The sequence below is a fragment of the Sphingobium sp. UBA5915 genome, assembly GCF_002431195.1.
In the GTDB taxonomy this organism is placed as follows: domain Bacteria; phylum Pseudomonadota; class Alphaproteobacteria; order Sphingomonadales; family Sphingomonadaceae; genus Sphingobium; species Sphingobium soli.
Map to the genome: position 1 here is coordinate 66,067 of NZ_DJDV01000089.1, position 19,691 is coordinate 85,757.

Annotated in this window: 23 protein-coding genes; 14 read left to right on the top strand and 9 right to left on the bottom strand. The window is 63.2% G+C overall.

Annotated elements, in window-relative coordinates:
• Positions 1 to 217 precede the first annotated feature (217 nt).
• The 3 genes from pgmG to B2V90_RS15475 are packed head-to-tail and all read right to left on the bottom strand — an operon-like array spanning position 218 to position 2,837.
• Positions 218 to 1,600: a phosphoglucomutase/phosphomannomutase PgmG gene (pgmG, locus tag B2V90_RS15465; RefSeq protein WP_228221434.1), complete on the bottom strand. Its 1,383-nt coding sequence runs from the start codon at positions 1,598 to 1,600 to the stop codon at positions 218 to 220.
• Positions 1,597 to 2,031, bottom strand: coding sequence for a molecular chaperone DnaJ (locus B2V90_RS15470; protein ID WP_228221435.1), 435 nt, complete (start codon positions 2,029 to 2,031; stop codon positions 1,597 to 1,599). Before B2V90_RS15470 ends, pgmG begins: the two co-directional genes overlap by 4 nt.
• Positions 2,031 to 2,837, bottom strand: a complete 807-nt coding sequence (locus B2V90_RS15475) for a division plane positioning ATPase MipZ (protein WP_228221436.1) — start codon at positions 2,835 to 2,837, stop codon at positions 2,031 to 2,033. Before B2V90_RS15475 ends, B2V90_RS15470 begins: the two co-directional genes overlap by 1 nt.
• A gap of 107 nt (positions 2,838 to 2,944) precedes the next feature.
• Between B2V90_RS15475 and panC the strand changes: the two genes are divergently transcribed.
• Complete coding sequence (gene panC, locus B2V90_RS15480) at positions 2,945 to 3,790, top strand: pantoate--beta-alanine ligase (RefSeq protein ID WP_228221536.1); 846 nt, start codon at positions 2,945 to 2,947, stop codon at positions 3,788 to 3,790.
• A gap of 15 nt (positions 3,791 to 3,805) precedes the next feature.
• On the opposite strand, the gene B2V90_RS15485 is transcribed toward panC, so the two are convergent.
• Both B2V90_RS15485 and hemE read right to left on the bottom strand, forming a co-directional pair.
• Positions 3,806 to 4,246 (bottom strand): CopD family protein, encoded by a 441-nt coding sequence (locus B2V90_RS15485; protein ID WP_009823316.1) that lies wholly within the window; start codon positions 4,244 to 4,246, stop codon positions 3,806 to 3,808.
• Positions 4,246 to 5,304 (bottom strand): uroporphyrinogen decarboxylase, encoded by a 1,059-nt coding sequence (hemE, locus tag B2V90_RS15490; RefSeq protein ID WP_228221437.1) that lies wholly within the window; start codon positions 5,302 to 5,304, stop codon positions 4,246 to 4,248. The genes B2V90_RS15485 and hemE overlap by 1 nt, the downstream gene beginning before the upstream one ends.
• 287 nt (positions 5,305 to 5,591) lie before the next feature.
• Between hemE and B2V90_RS15495 the strand changes: the two genes are divergently transcribed.
• From B2V90_RS15495 to B2V90_RS15545, 11 genes are all read left to right on the top strand, one after another.
• Positions 5,592 to 6,419: a pyruvate, water dikinase regulatory protein gene (locus tag B2V90_RS15495; RefSeq protein WP_228221438.1), complete on the top strand. Its 828-nt coding sequence runs from the start codon at positions 5,592 to 5,594 to the stop codon at positions 6,417 to 6,419.
• Complete coding sequence (locus B2V90_RS15500; RefSeq protein WP_228221439.1) at positions 6,416 to 7,021, top strand: Maf family protein; 606 nt, start codon at positions 6,416 to 6,418, stop codon at positions 7,019 to 7,021. The genes B2V90_RS15495 and B2V90_RS15500 overlap by 4 nt, the downstream gene beginning before the upstream one ends.
• Entirely contained in the window at positions 7,018 to 7,845 is an 828-nt protein-coding gene (gene aroE / locus B2V90_RS15505) for a shikimate dehydrogenase (RefSeq protein WP_228221440.1), read from the top strand. The genes B2V90_RS15500 and aroE overlap by 4 nt, the downstream gene beginning before the upstream one ends.
• Positions 7,842 to 8,435, top strand: coding sequence for a dephospho-CoA kinase (gene coaE, locus B2V90_RS15510; RefSeq protein WP_009823321.1), 594 nt, complete (start codon positions 7,842 to 7,844; stop codon positions 8,433 to 8,435). Before aroE ends, coaE begins: the two co-directional genes overlap by 4 nt.
• Before the next feature lie 31 nt (positions 8,436 to 8,466).
• On the top strand, positions 8,467 to 9,159 hold the full coding sequence (gene dnaQ / locus B2V90_RS15515) for a DNA polymerase III subunit epsilon (protein ID WP_009823322.1): 693 nt from the start codon (positions 8,467 to 8,469) through the stop codon (positions 9,157 to 9,159).
• A gap of 75 nt (positions 9,160 to 9,234) precedes the next feature.
• Positions 9,235 to 9,828 (top strand): ribosome hibernation-promoting factor, HPF/YfiA family, encoded by a 594-nt coding sequence (hpf, locus tag B2V90_RS15520; RefSeq protein WP_009823323.1) that lies wholly within the window; start codon positions 9,235 to 9,237, stop codon positions 9,826 to 9,828.
• Between the two features lie 132 nt (positions 9,829 to 9,960).
• Positions 9,961 to 10,428 carry a PTS sugar transporter subunit IIA gene (locus B2V90_RS15525; RefSeq protein ID WP_228221441.1) on the top strand — a complete coding sequence of 156 codons (468 nt, stop codon included), beginning with the start codon at positions 9,961 to 9,963 and terminating at the stop codon, positions 10,426 to 10,428.
• On the top strand, positions 10,388 to 10,876 hold the full coding sequence (locus tag B2V90_RS15530; protein ID WP_228221442.1) for a PaaI family thioesterase: 489 nt from the start codon (positions 10,388 to 10,390) through the stop codon (positions 10,874 to 10,876). The genes B2V90_RS15525 and B2V90_RS15530 overlap by 41 nt, the downstream gene beginning before the upstream one ends.
• 19 nt (positions 10,877 to 10,895) lie before the next feature.
• Complete coding sequence (locus tag B2V90_RS15535; RefSeq protein ID WP_266103068.1) at positions 10,896 to 11,207, top strand: DUF1491 family protein; 312 nt, start codon at positions 10,896 to 10,898, stop codon at positions 11,205 to 11,207.
• Between the two features lie 175 nt (positions 11,208 to 11,382).
• A complete protein-coding gene (locus B2V90_RS15540) occupies positions 11,383 to 12,036 on the top strand; it encodes a cell wall hydrolase (protein ID WP_009823327.1) in 654 nt (217 codons plus the stop codon).
• Between the two features lie 95 nt (positions 12,037 to 12,131).
• Positions 12,132 to 12,626, top strand: coding sequence for an MmcB family DNA repair protein (locus tag B2V90_RS15545; RefSeq protein WP_228221444.1), 495 nt, complete (start codon positions 12,132 to 12,134; stop codon positions 12,624 to 12,626).
• Here B2V90_RS15545 and B2V90_RS15550 read toward each other — a convergent pair.
• The gene (locus B2V90_RS15550; RefSeq protein WP_228221542.1) at positions 12,580 to 13,395 is read right to left on the bottom strand and encodes a kinase; all 816 of its coding nucleotides are present in this window, start codon (positions 13,393 to 13,395) and stop codon (positions 12,580 to 12,582) included. The two genes, B2V90_RS15545 and B2V90_RS15550, sit on opposite strands and share 47 nt — an antisense overlap.
• A 60-nt stretch (positions 13,396 to 13,455) precedes the next feature.
• Entirely contained in the window at positions 13,456 to 14,775 is a 1,320-nt protein-coding gene (locus B2V90_RS15555; RefSeq protein ID WP_228221445.1) for a hemolysin family protein, read from the bottom strand.
• 156 nt (positions 14,776 to 14,931) lie between these two features.
• On the opposite strand from B2V90_RS15555, the gene B2V90_RS15560 reads away from it, so the two are divergent.
• Entirely contained in the window at positions 14,932 to 15,612 is a 681-nt protein-coding gene (locus tag B2V90_RS15560) for an OmpA family protein (RefSeq protein ID WP_009823331.1), read from the top strand.
• Between the two features lie 104 nt (positions 15,613 to 15,716).
• Here B2V90_RS15560 and ggt read toward each other — a convergent pair whose 3' ends face one another.
• Positions 15,717 to 17,426: a gamma-glutamyltransferase gene (ggt, locus tag B2V90_RS15565; RefSeq protein ID WP_228221446.1), complete on the bottom strand. Its 1,710-nt coding sequence runs from the start codon at positions 17,424 to 17,426 to the stop codon at positions 15,717 to 15,719.
• A 71-nt stretch (positions 17,427 to 17,497) separates the two neighbouring features.
• Entirely contained in the window at positions 17,498 to 18,550 is a 1,053-nt protein-coding gene (locus tag B2V90_RS15570; RefSeq protein WP_009823333.1) for a quinone-dependent dihydroorotate dehydrogenase, read from the bottom strand.
• A gap of 346 nt (positions 18,551 to 18,896) precedes the next feature.
• Between B2V90_RS15570 and B2V90_RS15575 the strand changes: the two genes are divergently transcribed.
• Positions 18,897 to 19,691: AraC family transcriptional regulator (locus tag B2V90_RS15575; RefSeq protein WP_293922132.1), on the top strand; the 795-nt coding region annotated here is incomplete at its 3' end.

A 19,691-nucleotide genomic window follows, 5' to 3' on the forward strand; every position in this document is an offset into this window, starting at 1 on the left:
AACGAAGGCAAAAAAAAGCCGCCCGGAAAGGCGGCCTTGAAGTTTTAGGAGAGGATGCCTGAAAGGCCTGTTCTGTTTGCGGTGCAGCACGGACTATCGCAAATGCGAATGGATCATCGATGATTGCATTTTCTGCAACTGGATGATTTTTGCCTCCTTTCCCTAGGGGAAAGTCGCGTTAAGACCTGCATCATTCTGCCGTTGGGATACACCCCCCTCATCCTTCCCCGGCCGGATTCCTGTGGATCCCGGACTTTTCCAGCTGCGAATCGAGGATCATGAGCATATCGGCCAGTGCCGGTTCGTCCGTGGCCTCTGCCCGGACCACCAGCGCTGCTTCCGTGTGGGACGCTCGCAGAAGCCACCATCCCAGCGGTTCGCGCACGCGTACGCCATCAACCAGATTAAGGTCGGCGCCCTTGGCCTCCAGCCGTCCGCGCACCTCATCCACCACCGCAAATTTGCGCGCTTCCGGCACCGATATGCGGATTTCCGGCGTGATGATGCTTCGGGGCAAGCCTTCAACCATGTCGGTCACGCTCCGCCCCAATCCGCCAACGGCGCGGATCAGTCGGACGGCGGCATAAAGTCCGTCGTCATAACCGGGATAATCGTCGGCGAAGAAGAGATGCCCTGTCGTTTCCCCGCCCAGTGGGCTGCCAATCTGCTTCATTCTGGACTTGATATGGCTATGCCCGCTCTTCCACATCATGGGTTGGCCACCCAGCGCGGCGATCCGGTCGAACACGGTTTGGCTGGTCTTGACGTCGGCCACGATCGGCGCGCCAGGCCGCGCTTTGACCACCTCTTCGGCGAACAAACCGAGCAACTGATCGCCGGAAATCGCACGGCCCTGTCCGTCGATCACGCCGATCCGGTCGCCATCCCCATCGAAAGCCACGCCGAAATCGAGCTGCTTCTCCAGGACCAGCGTGCGCAGGTCAGCCAGATTAGCATCCTTGCTGGGATCGGGATGATGATGGGGAAATTGACCGTCTATATCGGTAAAGAGCAGATGATGCTCACCAGGGAGCAGCTGCGTCAAACGCTCCACCGCAGGCCCGGCCGCGCCGTTGCCCGCATCCCAACCGACACGGCACGCCGGACCGTCAAAGCCCTGCATCAGTCGCGCGACGTAAGCGTCCAGAACAGGATGGCTTTGAACGCAGCCCACGCCCTCATCCCAATCCCCCGCCGCAGCCAGAGCGCCCAACGCCTGTATCTCAGCCCCGAAAAAAGGCGCATGCCCCTTCACCAGCTTGAAGCCATTCTGATCGGCGGGATTATGGCTGCCGGTTATCTGAATGCCGCCATCCACATCGCCCGTATATTCGGCATGATATAGCATCGGCGTCGGCCCTAGGCCGATACGCGCCACATCGATTCCGGTCGTAACCAGGCCGTCGACCAGAGCCGCCTCCAGCATCGGGGAACTCAACCGCCCGTCATAGCCCACCGCGACGCGCCGCCCGCCGCTGCGCGCGACGATCGTCCCGAAACTACGCCCCAGCGCCCAGGCGTCGGCCTCTTGCAATGTTCGTCCCACCGTGCCGCGCAGGTCATAGTCGCGCAGCAGCGTGGGATCGAAGCGATGGCTCACCGCCCTGCCCGCTCCTGCAGCAGCAGATCGCGCGCGGCATTGATCTGCGCCGCCAGCGCCTCTGTCCCACCCTTGTCGGGATGAACAGACGCGATCAGGCGCCGATGCGCCGCGCGGATCGCATCGGCATCGGCATCCGGGCCAAGCCCAAGTAGCGCGCGTGCGCGCGCAATGTCGGCGTAATCAGCCGTCGGGGCAGGAGGGATCGCCCGTTTGCGCCGCCGCGCGCGCGCCTGCCCCTGTTGCGCGAAGAACAGCGCGACGCTGATCAGCAGCGGCGCGCCGATCACTGGCTTGCCCTTTGCCGCCAGCACCGCCCCCACCAGCGCTGCGCCCAGGGCAATCCCGTCCTTCGCGGTCATGCGTTGCAGCTTGCCGGTCCAGATCAGCCAGATGGCGAGAGCTGCGATCAGCAGCGTCAACACGCCCATCAGGCCGCGCCGATCAGATCCACAGAGGCGGCGCCACCCTGCGTCGGCAGGGCAAAGCCCGCCACCATCTCCCGCAATTCCTGTCGCGCGGCAATGTGGCTGACACCCAGTTCGCCCAGATGCCCCTTGTCCAGCAGGGTCAGGCCTGACGGGAAAAGCTCGCGAAAGATCACGCGTTCCGACAGACCGGGGATGACCCGGAAACCGACCCGGCGCGACAATTCCATCAGTGCGTCGCCCACCCGCTTCTTGTTGCGCGCATCATGATGCTGGACGCGGTTGCGTAGCACCACCCAATCGATCGTGACCCCGTCCACCTTTGCCCGCGTCTTGCGCGCGTCAAAGATCAGTTCCGAATAGAAGGACAAGCGCCGCACCTTGAATGTTTCAGGATCGACCTGACCGATGAGGTCGAAATCGACGAAACTGTCGTTCATCGGCGTCACCAACGTGTTGGCGTGGGGCGCCAGATGGCGCGCGAAGACATCGTCGCGTCCCGGCGTATCGACGACCAGGAAATCCTTGCCCTGCGCCATCTCCACCACCAGATCGTCCAGCGCGTCGGTGCTGTCGCCGGTAAAGACCGAAAAATCGGGCACTGGCAGGTCAATGCCGCGGCGACGTGCGGTTTCAACGCGGTTTTCCATATAGCGGGTGACCGTCCGTTGCCGCGGATCGAGGTCGATAAGGCCAACCTGGTGCCCCAGGGCGCTGAGCGCGATGGCGGTATGAACGGCCGTCGTCGATTTGCCCGTACCGCCCTTTTCATTGGCGAAGATGATGAGATGCGGCTGAGGATTGCCCATTGCCCCTGATAACCCCGTTGACTGTCGCAATGATGATTGACGCTCGCGCCGGCACCGGCATAGCAGGACGCCATTATTTCCTCGCCCTTATCGGAGCCCATCCTCCCGTGCAAACGCTGCGTGACCTGCCCGCCCTCCGCGCCGCTGTCGATGCCCTGCGCAGCGACGGACGGCCGATCGCTCTGGTGCCCACCATGGGCGCGCTGCATGACGGGCATATGGCCCTGGTGGAGGAAGCGCGCCGCCACGGACGCCATGTCGTCGTGTCGATCTTCGTCAATCCCCGGCAATTCGGCCCGAACGAGGATCTGGACGCCTATCCAAGGCGCGAAGCCAAGGACGCGCAGCTGCTTCAGGCAGCCGGCGTTGCCATTCTCTGGGCGCCGAGCGTCGACGTCATGTATCCCGCCGGATTTGCCACCAATATCAGCGTGTCTGGCATCAGCGAAGGACTGGATGGCGCAGCGCGGCCCGGTCATTTCGACGGCGTCGCCACGGTCGTGACCAAATTGTTCAATCAGGTCCGGCCCGATGTCGCGATCTTTGGTGAAAAAGATTATCAGCAGCTTGCCGTCATCCGCCGTTTCGTGGCCGACCTTGACCTGCCTATCGAGATTGTCGGCCTGCCGACGCAGCGGGCCGAGGACGGCCTCGCCCTGTCGTCGCGCAATGCCTATCTGACCGAAGACGAACGCAAAAAGGCGTTGGCGCTGCCGCGCGCGCTGGGCGAAGCCAAGCGACAGATGGAACGCGGCGATCCCGTCGATGGCGCGCTGGCGCAGGCGATAGCGACGCTGTCGGCCCATGGTTTTGGCCCGATCGACTATATAACCCTGTGCGACGCGACAACGCTCGAGCCGATACATAGGCTTGATCGGCCGGCGCGGCTGCTCGGCGCAGCAAAACTGGGCACCACACGCCTTATCGACAATATCGCAGTCGATCCTGCCTAAACGCAAGCAGGGGGATCAGAAGGGTTTCACGATCACCGCGATCACGATCACGGCCGCCGCGATCCCAGGAATTTCGTTCAGCAGGCGCAATTGCCGATCACCCAGTGGCCGCTGCCCCTTGGCCAGCTTCTTCGTGTAGCTCGCGATCCAGCCATGATAGCCGGTCAGGCCCAGCACGAAGAGCAGCTTGAGGTGGAACCAGCCGAACTGCCACGCGCCGATTTCAACCATCAGCATCAACCCCAGCACCCAGACCAGCACCAGCGAGGGATTGAGGATGATCTTGAGCAAGCGGCCTTCGCGTTCGATCCAGCGCTGGTCCTCTGGCGACCCCGGCACGGTTTCCTGATGATAGACGAAGAAGCGCGGCATCATGAACAAGCCCGCCATCAGGAAGATGACGAAGATCAGATGGGCGGCCTTCACCCACAGATAAGCGGCGCCAAGATAGGCCATCAGCTGCAATCTCCTTGCTGTCGCACATAGCTAAGAAGCGCCTCGACATGCGCAATGGGCGTGTCGGGCAAAATCCCATGGCCAAGGTTGAAGATATGCGGGCGATCGGCAAAGGCGGCGCGGATCGCGTCCACCGCCTCCTCCACAGCGCGGCCGCCCGCGATCAGGGCGAGGGGATCGAGATTGCCCTGCACTGGCATGCCTGCCGGTAAGGCGCCATGCGCCCAATGCGGATCGATCGTTTCGTCCACGCCGACAGCATCGACGCCGGTTTGCACCGCATAATCGGCCAGCTTCGCGCCCGCCCCCTTTGGAAAGCCGATGACCGGAACATCGGGATGGCGTTCTTTCAGCGCCGCGACGATGCGGCGGTTGGGGTCGATCACCCAGCGTTCGAACTGGATCGGCGCCAGGCTGCCGGACCAGCTATCGAATAATTGTACGGCCTCGACCCCGGCCGCGATCTGGCCGCTGAGATACTCGACAGTCGCCGCGATGATCGCGTCGATCAGCGCGGCAAAGCGATCGGGCTCGCCATAGGCCATGCGCCGCGCAGCCCCATGATCCTTGCTGCCCTGGCCCGCCACCATATAGGTTGCGATCGTCCAGGGACTGCCGGCAAAGCCCAGAAAGGTGACATTGGGGTTCAGCGCGGCCTTCACGCGGCGTACCGTGTCATAGACGGCGTCAAAACGCGACCAGTCGGGCGTCAGCGCCGACAGGTCCGTCTCCGCCAGGATCGGCGCGAGGCGTGGGCCTTCGCCGGCCTCGAACCACAAATCCTGCCCCATGGCATAGGGCACGATCAGGATGTCCGAAAACAGGATCGCTCCGTCAAAGCCGAACCGGCGCAACGGTTGCAGCGTCACTTCCGCCGCGGCGGCGCTGTCATAGACCAGTTCCAGAAAGCCGCCCTTATCGGCGCGCAACTCGCGATATTCCGGTAGATAGCGGCCTGCCTGGCGCATCAGCCAGACTGGCGGCACTGCCGGACGTTCACCCCGGAGCACGCCCAGAAGTTTCTTGTCGGCGCCATGGGCCGGGCCGTTCAGGCTCATCAGACTCTCACTTAATTAAGATTCAAAAAGGATGATGCAGATGTTGGTGCGTTGGCAGCGGGGTTAATGCGCTGTGCCCGGAATTGCCAACAGATTGACTCTGGCGATTGACGCAATCGCGTCCGAGTCAGGCAATTGCCCCCGCTATCCACAGGCTGTGGATGAAATCCAGCGCCTGTGGGAGGGGTGTGGATAAGAGTCCGGTCAGTGGGGAGCGACCAAAACCGCGATTTCATCCACTGATTCCTCCCTTGCTTTATCCACAGCCCTTCCACACAGATGGGCACATGGCGCGTATCCACCTCCACCTTCTGTCAGATTCCACCGGGGAAACGCTTGAAAATATTGCCAAGGCGGCGATCGGCCTGTTCGAAAATGTCGAGGCGATCCGCCATTTCTGGCCGATGGTGCGGTCGGATGTGCACCTTGACCGGATCATGGAGGATATCGCCGCCAATCCGGGCCTCGTGCTGTTCACGCTGACGAACCATATGCTGCGGCGGCGGCTGGAAACCCGCTGTCGCGCGCTGGGTCTGCCGCATGTCGCGGCGCTCGACAGCGTGGCAGACGCCCTCTCCAACATATTGGGGCAGGAAACCCGCACCCGGCCAGGCCGCAAACATATATTGGACGAAGCCTATTTCGCGCGGATCGAGGCGATCCAATTCACCATCGCGCATGATGACGGCGTTGGCCATGAGAATTGGGAGGAGGCCGATATCGTCCTGGCGGGCGTTTCGCGTGCGTCCAAAACGCCAACCTCCATCTATCTCGCCAATCGCGGCTACAAGACCGCCAATATCCCGCTCGTACCGGAATCGCCGCCGCCGCGCAGTCTCTACACTCTGCGTCATCCCATGGTCGTGGGGCTGACCGTCAGTCCCGAACGGTTGATCCAGATTCGACGTAACCGGTTACTCTCGCTCAACCAGGCGCCTGAAACCGCTTATGTCGATATCGACAAGGTGCAGGATGAACTGGCCTTTGCCAGGCGCATGTTCGCTGACCATGGCTGGCCCGTCATCGACATGACGCGGCGGTCGATCGAGGAAGCCGCCGCGGCAATCATCAACCTCTTCAACGACCGAGTGCTCGCGGAGGGAGACGGCGCATGATCGTCCTTGCCTCGCAAAGCGCCAGCCGCCGGGCGCTGCTGACGGCGGCGCAGGTGTCCTTCGAGGCGCTATCCCCCGGCGTGGACGAAGATGCCGCCAAGGCGGCGCTGCGCGCCGACGGGCTGGACGCCCGCGCGCTCGCCGATGCCCTGGCGGAACTGAAGGCGCTGAAGGTGTCGCGTCGCGTGCCTGGCGCGCTGGTGCTGGGCTGCGACCAGACGCTCAGCATCGGCGACGGCGCGGAACGGGGCGAGATGATCGACAAGGCGATTGATCGGGCCGATGCGGAGCGCATCCTGCGCCAGCTTTCGGGCCGCGTGCATCATCTTCACAGCGCTGCGGTGATCGTATTGAACGGTGAGCCGATCTGGCGGCATGTCGAGCGGGTGCGCATGACCGTGCGGCCGCTGTCGGAAAACTTTATTACTGCCTATCTGGACAGCGACTGGGACGAATGCCGCTGGTGCGTAGGCTGTTACCGGATCGAAGGACCAGGCGCGCAGCTCTTCAGCCAGATTGAAGGCAGTCAGTTCGCGATCCAGGGCCTGCCGCTTCTTCCCCTGCTTGACTTTCTGCGCGTGCGTGGCGTTCTGAAAGCATGACCGACAAACTTCCCTATGCCGAGGTAATCGGCGATCCGATCGCGCACAGCCAGTCGCCCCTCATCCATAATTTCTGGCTTGAGGCCCTCAATATTGAGGCGGAATATCGCAAGACGCACGTGACAGCCGATAGCCTCAGCACCTATTTCCTTCAGCGGCGCGCCGACCCGGACTGGCTCGGCTGCAATGTCACCATTCCGCATAAGATCGCAGTGCTCGATTATGTCGATGATCCGGGCGGCGTGCGCGACCGGATCGGGGCGGTCAACACCATTGCCTCGGAAACCGGCGGACCGTTGATCGGCACCAACACCGACGCGGGCGGTTTCCTCCAGCCATTGCTGCGCGACGGCTGGCAGGGCCAGAGCGCCGTCATTATCGGGTCGGGCGGCGCGGCGCGGGCGATTTTATTCGCGCTGGCCAGCCTTGGCGTTCCCGACATCAGCATCATGGCGCGCGACGCCGCCAAGGGTCAGGCGCTGCTTGATCGCGCCAGGGTGAAGGGCAGGGTGCTTGGCATGGCCGACGCGCTGCCGGCCGCTGACCTGCTGGTCAATTCAACCTCGCTCGGCATGGTCGGGCAGCCCGCGCTCGATCTCGACCTGACGCCGTTGCCCGAAAAGGCGATCGTCTACGACATCGTCTATGCCCCGTTGGAAACCGGCTTGCTCAAAGCTGCGCGCGCGCGGGGTTTGCGGACGCTTGATGGCCTGGAAATGCTGATTGGACAGGCGGCTCTGGCCTTCGACATATTCTTCGACGCGCAGCCGCCTCGCGAACTGGACGGGGAATTGCGCGAACGGCTCCTCGCCGCCCAGTCATGAAGGTCTATGGCCTGACCGGCTCGATCGGCATGGGCAAATCGACCGTCGCGGCCATGTTCCGCCGGGCCGGGGTGCCGGTATTCGATGCCGACGCGGAGGTGCACCGGTTGCAAGGCCCGGACGGCCCCTTGCTTCCCGCTATCGAAGCCCGATTTCCCGGAACCACGGGTCCCAAGGGCGTGAATCGTGCTAGGCTGGGCGCTGCCGTCTTCGGCGATCCGCAAGCACGCAAGGCGCTGGAGGCGATCGTCCATCCGGCCGTCCACGACCGGCGCAAGCGGTTCCTGAAACGCCACCGCGCCCGCGCTTTCGTCATCCTCGACATACCGTTGCTGTTCGAAACCCGTGGCGAAAGGCGGCTGAACGGCGTGATTGTCGTTACCGCACCGGCGTGGAAGCAGCGTCGGCGCGTGCTCGCCCGGCCCGGAATGACGGCGTCCAAATTCCGGCAGATCGTCAACCTGCAAACTCCCGATGCTGTAAAGCGGACGCGGGCTGACTATATCATCAATACGGGTACGAGCTTAGCCGAAACGGCCGCACAGGTTCGCCGTCTGGTCGCTTGCCTTGGCCGCCAGACAGGCAGATAAGGGTTAGCCCACAGAGTCGATTGCGAGGGCGATGCGCGAGATTATTTTCGATACCGAAACGACAGGGTTCGACCCTGCATCCGGCGACCGGATGGTGGAGATTGGCTGTATCGAACTGGTCAATCGGGTGCCCACCGGACGCACGTTCCACGCTTATTATCACCCCGAACGCGATATGCCGGCGGCCGCCTTTGCCGTGCATGGCCTGTCCGCCGATTTCCTGGCCAAGCATCCGGTCTTTTCACTGGGCGCGCTGGAACTGCTCGATTTTCTGGAGGACAGTCCGCTGGTCGCGCACAATGCGCGCTTCGACTTCGGATTCCTCAACCATGAACTGACATTATGCGGCCATCCGCAAGTCGGCATGCACCGCATGATCGACACCGTCGCGATTGCCCGTCAACTCCATCCGGGCGCCAAGCACAGTCTGGACGCGCTCTGCACCCGCTACGGCATCGATCGCAGCCATCGCGTCAAGCATGGCGCGCTGCTGGACGCGGAATTGCTGGCGCAACTCTATATCGAACTGACCGGCGGCCGTCAGATTGGCCTGGGTCTGGCACAGGAGGAGGCAAAAGAGATCGTCAGGGTGGAACTGACGGAAAGTCCCGTGGTTCGCCCTGTTCGTCCTGCGCGCGTCTTCATGGCGAGCGCGCAGGAGCTGGAACGGCACGCCGCGTTCGTCGCGACGCTGGACAGGCCGCTCTGGCTGGAGGAGGCATAGGCCCATCAAGGACCTGTGCCTTCACGCCAACCCGGCCGCCCTCCCGGCGGTTCGGCAAGAATAAGGAGAAGGCATATGGATATTCGTGTTTCCGGGCATCAGGTCGAAACGGGCGACGCGCTCAAGCAGCATGTCTGGGATCGGCTCGAGGCGATGGCCGAGAAATATTTTTCCCGCACGATTTCCGCCCAGGTCACCTTCCGCGGCGCGCCCCACGGCGCTTTTCATTGCGACATCGTCTGTCATGTCATGACGGGTCTTATCCTCAAGGGCGCGGGCGAAGCGCAGGAGGCGCATCCGGCCTTCGACCAGGCGGCCGAGCGGATAGAAAAGCAGCTGCGTCGCTATATGCGCCGTCTGAAGGACCGCAGCCAGCAGGCCGCAGCCGCCGAAGCGCAGCGCGCCAACGGCTTCAGTCTGGATGATGTCGATGGCGCAGGCTACACCATCTTTGCCGGCGGCCGCGAAGAGGAAGAACCCGATGACGCGCCCCTGATCGTCGCGGAAACGCGCGTCGACATCCCAGAGGCGAGCGTATCGGATGCGGTGATGATGCTTGATCTGCGCAACACCAATGCCCTGCTGTTCATGAATGCGGGCACATCGACCTATAATATGGTCTATCGTCGCCAGGATGGGACGATTGGCTGGGTTGAGCCCCGCGCCTGACCCCTTGCGCCCGGCCCCGCTGCTGTTGACCTTCCGGGTCGGGCGGCTTATGGGGCCGGGCTTCACAGTCCCCGAGCATACGCGCATAATCTTCCCCCTGGCTGAGCGCGGCTCGGCTGGTTCGGAATGGTCATGGTACAGTTCAACGATATCGTCTCGCCCGACGCGCTGGCCGCGCGGCTCGCGATCAATGGCAAGAAACAGCTGTTTCAGAAAATCGCGGCGCTGGCGGCGGATGCCTATGGCCTTGATGCTGCGATCGTGGCCGAGGCGCTGTTCGACCGCGAGCGGCTTGGGTCGACTGGATTTGGCGGCGGCGTCGCCATTCCGCATGCCAAGATCCCCGGCCTTGCCCGCATGTGCGCTCTGGTCGTTCTCGTTGATCCCGCCATCCCCTTCGACGCCGTGGACGAGGCGCCGGTCGATATCATCTTCGCTCTGCTTTCGCCGGTGGATAGCGGCGCCGAGCATCTGAAGACTCTGGCGCGCGTGTCGCGTTACCTGCGTGACGATCATAATGTGGCGCGCCTGCGGGGCGCCAGTTCGGCCGAAGCACTTTATGCGCTCCTTGCAGGCAGCGGGACGCGTGACGCAGCCTGAAAGTCCGAGCGGGGAAGCCGCGCATTTTCGCGCGCTGGAGCAGCTTTATCGTTCCGCGCCGATCAACCGCCTGTTTCGATCCGATCTCGTCATCACCGAAGCAGGCCGGTCCCGCATCGACTTCGATGTCGATGAAAGCCAGTTCCACGCGGCCGGCGCAGTGCATGGCACGGTCTATTTCAAGATGCTGGACGATGCCGCCTTCTATGCGGCCAACAGCCTGGTGAGCGATCGCTTCCTGCTGACGACTGCCTTCAATCTCCTGTTCACCCGCCCGATCGGGCCGGGACGAATACGCGCGGAGGGGCGCTGGATCAGTGGCAAGCGGCGCGTCTATGTCGCCGAAGCGAGCCTGATCGACTCCGACGGAGAAGAGGTCGGTCGGGGAACGGGCACCTTCATGCGCTCGCAATTCCCCTTGTCCTCGCTTCCCGGCTATGCCGCCTGATCCCCGCCTGACCAGCGCGATGCTGGTCGGAGCGCTGCGACGGCGAGTCGTGGAGGCGGGCGGATTCGCCACCATCCTTGTCAAAGGCGATGAGATAAGCGGCGTCATCCTTGTCCAGGCGGTGGAACGCGGACGGGAAGCAGGACTTTTTGAACGAGTGCCGAACCTTGATGGCGGATATGCGTTAATGCGTTGTGGCCCCGCCCCGGCGGAAGGGCCCGAGGCGCTATCGGCTTATATCGAACGCCGCCGCAGGTCTGACCCGGACCTGTGGATAGTCGAACTCGATGTCGCGCAAGCGGAACGGTTCGCCGCTGAAACGATTTGCTGATCGTTGACAGACCGTCATGGTCCGGGCAGAGGCGCGCGACGCCATTGCGCAGGTTGCCGTTTCGTCCATGGGGGGCGGGTCTGGTAAACACGCAGACGGGAGGCGGCCGGTCGTCGCGACAATAGGGTTACAATAGACGACGCCCCGGCCAAGAACCGCTTGTTTTTGAGCTGAAATGAGTTTTCGTTTGAGAGCTGCGATCGTCGCAGCCTTTGCCTTGTCCGCGGCCGCCGCCATGTCCGCTTCTGAAATGTCGATCGCTGGCGAATCCATCGCCTCGGTGACGTCCTTGCCAAAGACTGTACCCGCTGCCACGCAGCCTGCGGTCGTCTTTGCCGCTCCGCGCGAAACTGCGCAGCCGCTGGATTCCGACCATGTGGCCGGTTCCTCTTCTTCTTCCGACTCCGATTTTTCGGCAACCAGCCTCGCTGCTCTGGTCGACGCCCAAGGCGCGCCCGAGGAGCTGGACGGCGACATGCAGTGCCTGGCCGGAGCAGTCTATTTCGAATCCAAGGGCGAAAGCCTGGAAGGCCAGCTGGCCGTTGCGCGGGTGATCATCAACCGCGCCAAGTCCGGCCGCTTCGCCGACAGCCTGTGCGGTGTCATCTATCAGCCCAGCCAGTTCAGCTTCGTGCGCCGCGGATCGATGCCGCCGATCCGCATGGAAAGCCGCAGCTGGCGCCAGGCCGTCGCCATTGCGCAAATCGCGATGGAGGACAGCTGGGACAGTCGGGCTGAAGGTGCGCTCTTCTTCCACGCCCGCCGGGTTTCGCCGGGCTGGGGCAAAACCAAATTGGCCTCGATCGACAATCATATCTTCTACCGCTGATCCCGCCGGATTTGCGGACAAGACAAAAGACTGAGCCGGTTCGGACTGCCCGAATCGGCTTTTCTTTTGTTCCTATATTGTTCTAATGGTTGGGCATGAATAGCATTGCACAAGACGACTGCTCCCCGCTTACCGACGGCACGGCCATGGCGGTCGCGCGCGGGACGTTGCGTCTCTTTTTTCGGCATGACATGAGCGGCATCCTGGAAGTGCCGCTGCCCAATGGCCGGCGTGCCGACATCATGGCGATTGACAGCGCCGGGCGACTGACCATCGTTGAAATCAAATGCAGCCGCGCCGATTTGCTGGGCGACATGAAATGGCCCGATTATTTCGACTATTGTGATCGTTTCTACTGGGCTGTGCCAGCAGGTTTCGACCTTAGCCCATTTGAAGGCGAATCGCTCTGGCCGGGGCGCACGGGACTGATCGTCGCCGACCAATATGACGCCGAACTGGTACGCCCTGCGCCGGTCGAACCCCTTGCCGCCGCCCGGCGCAAGGCGGAAACCCTGCGCTTTGCCCGTCGTGCGGCGCGCCGTCTTACCGCGCTGGCCGACCCGGATCATGCCGTGGAACTGGGCTGGTAGCGCCTGTTTCTCGCGCCTTTACAACCGCCCGCGCCGCGTCCAGTTCAATCAGCAAGTCGGCCTGCGCCCGCATATGGTCGAGCATGTGGCGCGTGATCCGTTCATAATGCTGAAGGAAGCGTGACAGGGCAGCGTCGTCCATCCCTTTGCCGGCCGCGCGCAGGGGTTCTTCCTGTTCGCTGCGCCATCGATGAACGACCGAAAAATCGGGCGCGGCCAGAAAGACAAGGCAATCGATCCGGTCAAACAACCGTTGATAGGGTCCTGCCAATGTCGCGTTGACGAAGTGACGCCAGTGTCCGTCCGCATCCTCGTCGCGCTCCAAGGTGTTGATCGGCGCTTCCAAAGCGTCAATCGACTGCGCCCGGGCGCCGACGCACCACCCCTCCAATAGCAAGAGGCGCGTGCCTGTCGGGGCGTGATCCCATTGCGCCTGCGGCAGGCGGTCATCGCTGCCCTTGTCGAAGCGCGGGAGCGCCGCAGCCACGCCGCGTTCAAGAGCCAAGATAACCTCAACGCCAAGGCCAATGTCATGCGTGCCCGGCACCCCCCGCGTGCGCAGCAACGGATGCACATCTCGCGCCAGCGCGGTCCGCTCGGCCTTGGTGAGATACAGGTCGTCGATGGACAGCAGCGCGGTCGGCACATGCGCGTTGTTCATGCGTGTCTTGATGGCTGCGGCAAGGGTAGACTTCCCGCTGCCCTGCGCGCCGGCGATCCCCACGATCATCAGCGGATTGAACACCTGCGCCAGGGTCCGCGCGATCATTGCCGTGGCGATGTCAATGGCGTTCAACCGCCCACCTTCCTGTTCATCGGCCTCAGCCGCTCAGGGCAATGCCGCCACCAGCAGCTTGTCGATCTTGCGCCCGTCCATGTCCACAATCTCGAACCGCCATCCCTGGTCATCCACGAAATCGCCTACCTCGGGCAGGCGCCGCATCAACCAGAGCGCGTGGCCGGCCACCGTCGCATAATCACGGTCTTCCGACAGGCTGATGTCGATCCGGTCTGCCAGTTGGTCGATCGGCATCTGGCCCGACACCAGCAGGCTGCCGTCCTCCCGCTCCACCAAGTCCGGCTCGTCAAAGGCGTCGCGGTCCGACGCGAAATGCCCCGCGATCGCGGACATAAGGTCGGCCGGCGTCACAATGCCTTCGAAATGACCATATTCATCATGCACCATCACCATCGGCACATCCGACCGGCGCAGCACTTCCAGCGCGTCCATGGCATCGACCTGATCGGGCACGATCTCCGCCCGGCGCATCAATATGTCGAGCGTCAACGCTTCCCCCCGAAACAGGGCAGTCATGATGTCGCGCGCCTGGACGACGCCGACAATATCCTCGACCGACCCGCGCCCGACCGGCAAACGGGTATGGGACGTCGCCAGCAGCCGGGCGCGAATCGTTTCCTCGTCGGCATTCAGGTCGATCCAGTCGACATCCATACGCTGGGTCATCACCTCGCGCACTGGCCGATCGGCCAGGCGCACCACGCCCGAAATAATCGCGCGCTCGCTTTCCTCGATCACGCCTGACCGGCTGGCTTCCGCAACGATCAGGTGCAATTCTTCAGCTGTGACGTGATTTTCCGATTCGCGATCCATGCGCAACAGCTTGAAGATCAGCGCGCTCGATCCATCCAATATCCAGACCAGCGGCGCGGTCAGCTTAGCCAGCCACAACATTGGCGTCGCGACCAGCAGGGCAATCGTCTCCGGCGCGCGCAACGCAAACTGTTTGGGCACCAGTTCGCCCACGATCAGCGAGGCATAGGTCGTAAGGCCAATAACGAGCGAAAAGCCGGCCGTGGCTGCAATATTAGAAGCGAGGCCCAGAGCTTCCAGTCGCTGGCCAACGGGACCGCCCAAGCTCGCGCCTGAATAGGCACCTGCGACGATTCCGATCAGCGTGATGCCGATCTGTACGGTCGACAGGAAGCGGCCGGGATCCGCCGCCAAGTCGAGCGCGACCCTGGCACCCCTCCGCCCCGCCTTTTCCATCGCCTGCAGCCGGGGCCGCCGCGCCGATACGATCGCAAGCTCGGACATGGCGAAGACGCCATTGAGCGCAACCAGCGCCAGGATGATGACGATGTCGACCCAGGGAAAGGGCGTCGGAGTTGGGGAGGGGATCGTGGCCATGGTGGTCAGTTGCCCCCTATAGCGCCTATTCTTTCAATTTCACAACATCGCCATCATCGGTAGTTCAGTTCGGCTGTGGAACAAAGATCGAGGCTTGGCCATTTGGGGGGCCATGCGCTCCTTTTGCGGGCGGATAAAGACAAGGGAACGGATATTATGAGGATTTCTCATCGCATCATGGGCGCGGCGGGTCTGGCCGCCATGTTGGCAACCACCGCCTGCACGACCGATCCGAACACCGGTCAGCGGTCGATTTCCAAGGCGGCGATCGGCGGCATCGGCGGCGCGCTGGGCGGCTATCTGCTGGGCGATCTGGTCGGCGGCCGCAATGATCGTACCGAAAAGATTCTGGGCGCAGGCATCGGCGCTGTCGCGGGCGCGGGTATTGGCGCCTATATGGACGCGCAGGAGCGCAAGCTGCGTGAGGAAACTGCCGGCACCGGCGTCGATGTGATCCGTGACGGCGACAATCTGCTGCTGCGCATGCCGTCAGGCATTACCTTCGGCTATGACCGTGCCGACGTGCAGCCACAGTTCCAGCCGACGTTGAATGATGTCGCCAGCGTCCTGGCCCAATATCCCAAGACTTATATCGACGTATATGGGCATACCGACAGCGATGGGTCGGACGCCTATAATCAGACCTTGTCGGAACGGCGTGCGCAGGCAGTCGCCAATTATCTGGTCGGCCGGGGCGTCCAGTCGGCGCGTATCGGCACGCGCGGCTTTGGTGAAACGCAGCCCATAGCGTCCAACGCAACCGAGGAGGGCAAGGCCGCCAATCGCCGCGTCGAAATCAAGATCGCGCCGGTTACGGAAGCCGACGTTCGTAACTGATCCGTCTGGCTTTTATGAACATGGCTGCACCCGGTCCGCTCGCGGATCGGGTGCAGCTATTTGGAAGGCCTATTGGATAGGTCGCAGTGGCAGACCTTATCCCGTCATTCCTGCAAAGATACGCCCGGACTGCGGGGGTCTGCCGCGCCGACCCAATGGCCCTCGGCGGTGCGTTCGGCGGCATTGGCCTTGAGGCCGAGCGGGCTCAGCGTCACATGATGGCCCAGCTTTTCGAGCGGCACCTTCATGGCCTCTAGCGATGTGCCCTGCTCCAGCACCAGACCGTCCTTGTTATAATAAATAAGGCCGTGCGCGATCGAGTCCTGCGCTGACAGCCCCCAGTCGAAATGCGCGATCAGCGCCTTGGCCACCTGCATGATGATGGTCCGCCCGCCGGCTGCGCCCACGGTGAAAATCGGCACGCCTTTGTCATTATAGACGATGGTCGGCGACATGGAGGACAGCGGTCGCTTGCCAGGCTCGACGCGATTGGCGACCAGCTTCCCGTCCTTTTCCGGCGCAAAGCTGAAATCGGTAAGTTCATTGTTGAGGATCACGCCATTGGCGACCAGCTGGCTGCCAAAGAAGCTTTCGATGGTGGAGGTCCAGCTGGCGACATCGCCATTGCGGTCCACTGCCACGAAATGGCTGGTGCCGGCCTCGGGCTGCGGCCCTGCCGCGGTGCGCGGCTGCGCTCCGGGCGGTGTGCCCGGTTCATAGGTGCGCAACGACCGATCCAGCCGGATCATGGCGGATCGGCGCTTCAAATAGGCGGGGTCGATCATGCCGGACACCGGCACCGACACGAAGTCGGGATCGCCCAGCCAGGTATCGCGATCGGCATAGGCCAGCTGCATCGCTTCGCCGATCACATGCCAGCTGCGTGGATCATCCTTGCCCCATTGGCCCAGCGGGAAGCGTTCGACCATTCCCAATATTTCGAGCACGGTCACGCCGCCGGCTGATGCCGGACCCATGCCGCACACGGTATAGGCGCGATATTTGCCGCACACGGGTTTGCGCATTTTGGCGGTATAGCCGGCCAGATCTGCGGTCGTCATCGGCACCGGATTTTTGGGCGCGTCCGTCACCGCCCTGGCGATGGCCTGCGCGTTTTCTCCCAGGTAAAAGGCGTCCGGCCCTTCCACAGCTACCCGCTTGTAGAGCGCGGCGAGCGGCGGGTTCTTGAGCAGCGTGCCCACCGGCGGCGGCGCGCCATCGACCCAGAAATAGGACTGGATTTCGGGAAAATCCTTCCAGATATCCTTCAACCGGTTGAGCGCGGTCGCTGTGCGCTCCCCCAGTTCAAACCCATCCTGCGCCAGTTTGATCGCCGGCTGGAACAGGTCGGCCCAGGGCAGCTTGCCCCATTTGCGATGCGCTTCCCATGCCAGCCGCAGATTGCCGGGCACCCCGACCGAATAGCCGCCCGGCCAGGCCTGGATGAAGGGCAGGGGTTTGCCATCGGGGCCAAGGAAGCGGTCGGGCCGCGCGGCGGCCGGCGCGGTTTCGCGCCCGTCGATCGATTCCAGCAGGCCGGTGCCGCCATCATGATGCATAAGGAAGCCGCCGCCGCCGATGCCGCTATTATGGGGTTCGACAACGCCCAGCGTCAGCATCATCGCGATCGCGGCGTCGGTGGCGCTGCCGCCCTGGCGCAATATCTCTTGCCCGGCCTGAGCCGCGCGCGGGTCGGCCGCCGAAACGGTGGCGTTGAGCGCGACCGGTGTGCGGGCCAGCAGCGGCGCGGGAACCGCTATGGTGGTCGTGAGAAGGGCGAGCGGGGCCAGTGCGGCCGATAGGCGGAACGTCATGACCGGCACCCTAGGCGCTCTGCGACATGCCGCAACCTTTTCGATAGCGTCATCATGCTCCGTTGAACGGATCAGGCGTCTCTTCCCACCAATTCGGCGATGGTGCGCACCCCGTCGCGCATCATCAGCGCCTTCAGCCCGGCATTGATGCGCCGCGCCAGCCAGGGGCCTTCATAGACAAGCGCGCTGTAGATCTGCACCAGCGATGCGCCGGCGCGGATTCGGTCATAGGCGTGCTCCGCGCTTGCGATGCCCCCCACGCCGATCAGCGGTAGCCGATCGCCCAGCAGCCGCCGGAAATCGCGCAGCCGCGCCAATGACAGGTCGTTGAGCGGCGCGCCCGACAGGCCACCGGCCTCCGTCGCGTAAACGGACCGCAGCGGTGGCCGGCTGGTGGTGGTGTTGGACACGATGAGCGCGTCTATCGCGTGATCGGTGCAGGCAGCGGCAATGTCCTCCATGTCCGCGGGCGTCAGATCGGGCGCCACTTTAAGGAAAATGGGCGTCCGGTCCGCGCCGCGCGCCGCCATCACCGCCCCCAGCAGATCATCGAGCGCCGCGCGGTCCTGAAGCGCCCGCAGTCCCGGCGTATTGGGCGAGGAGATATTGACCGTCAGATAATCGGCGAGCGGCATCATGCAGGTGACGCCCGTGACATAATCGGCAATCCCCCGGCCCGCCGCCGTCGCGTCCTTGTTCGCGCCGATATTGATGCCGATCACCGGACCTTCGCCCTTGGGCCGGCGATAGCGGGCGATTCGGTCGGCCGCTGCGCCCTGGCCGCCATTGTTGAAGCCGAACCGATTGATGACGGCCCGGTCCTCGACAAGGCGGAACAGGCGGGGCTGAGGATTGCCCGGCTGAGCCAGCGGCGTAAGCGTGCCCAATTCTGCAAAGCCAAAGCCCAGGCTGTGCATCTTGTGCGCGACCCGTCCGTCTTTGTCATAGCCCGCGGCAAGGCCAACGGGATTGGGAAAGCGCAGACCGGCAACCTGACTTTCCAACATTGGGTCGGCAGGCAGCGGGTGCGCCGTCGGCGTCATACGCAGGGCGGCGATCGACAGATTATGCGCGCGTTCAGGGTCCAGCGCGAAGAGCAGCGGACGGATCAGGCGATAGGACATGGTGGCGCTATGCCAGCGCCGCCCATCGCCGTCGAGTCACTGTGACAGCCGCGCCACACGCCCCAACGCCGCGTTACTTAATGACAGCAAACGTCATCATTGAGACCGTTTCGGACGCAGAAATGTCCGTTCTGTCCAATAAACTTTCAATGATTCGGGCGTAAAGCGCTCCTGCGACCCGAAGGCTCCTAGGCCCTATGGCCAACGAGACCTTTTCCTGACCCGGCGGTGAAAACCGTCGGGTCATTTTTTTGCCCCTCTGCCATTGCTGGCGCGGGTCGCCATTGGACTTCATGGCCCTTGCGTATTGTGACGTCAGGCGCATAGTGGGCGGCGGGGTGAAAATATGGGGTCGCATCAGGCATCTAAGCCGGCGGGCGCGGTTGCGTTGCCGGATGAGCGGGGTCCACTGTCCTATGCGGTGGCTGCGGCGCAGGGACCGGTGCGGTTGCACTATATGCCGCCGCCCGAGCGGCTGCGTCTCTATTTTGGTTCGCTCTATCATTTCAGCGTGACCGCTGATTCCTACGCCGACGCCACGCGCGCCGATGTGCCGCAATTGCGGTTCATGCTCAGCGGCAATGGTCATTACCAGTTTCAGGACGGCGCGAAGGTCGCAACGCCGACCGTGTGCCTGCTCGGACCGACCATGGGGGCAACCCGGTTCGTGCTAAATGGCCCGGCACGCGTGTTGGGCATTTCCCTGTTGCCTGCTGGCTGGAGGTCGCTGTGCGGACAGGATGCAAGCGACCTTGCCGACCGGCTGCTCGACTTTACCGACGTGCACGAAGGCGTCTTTGCCGCCTTGCTCGATCGCCTGCGGGATATGGACGCGGCTGACGGCGATGCCATGGCGGATCTGATCTGGACCCAGCTTGGGCGGATCGTGCAGCCATTGCGGAAGGCGACTTGGGAATTGCTCGCCGCCGTCGATGCCTGGCTGATCGGCGAAGGTTCGCCGCGTATCGAAGCGCTGGCGGAAGCCACCGGCCTGTCGCAGCGCCAGCTCGCGCGGCTCACTAACCGCTATTATGGCGCGCCGCCCAAATTGCTGGCGCGCAAATATCGGGCGCTGCGCTGCTCCGCCCGGATCGCGCTGGATGGCGAAAGCTGGCAGCAATTATGCGAGGAGGCCGGCTTT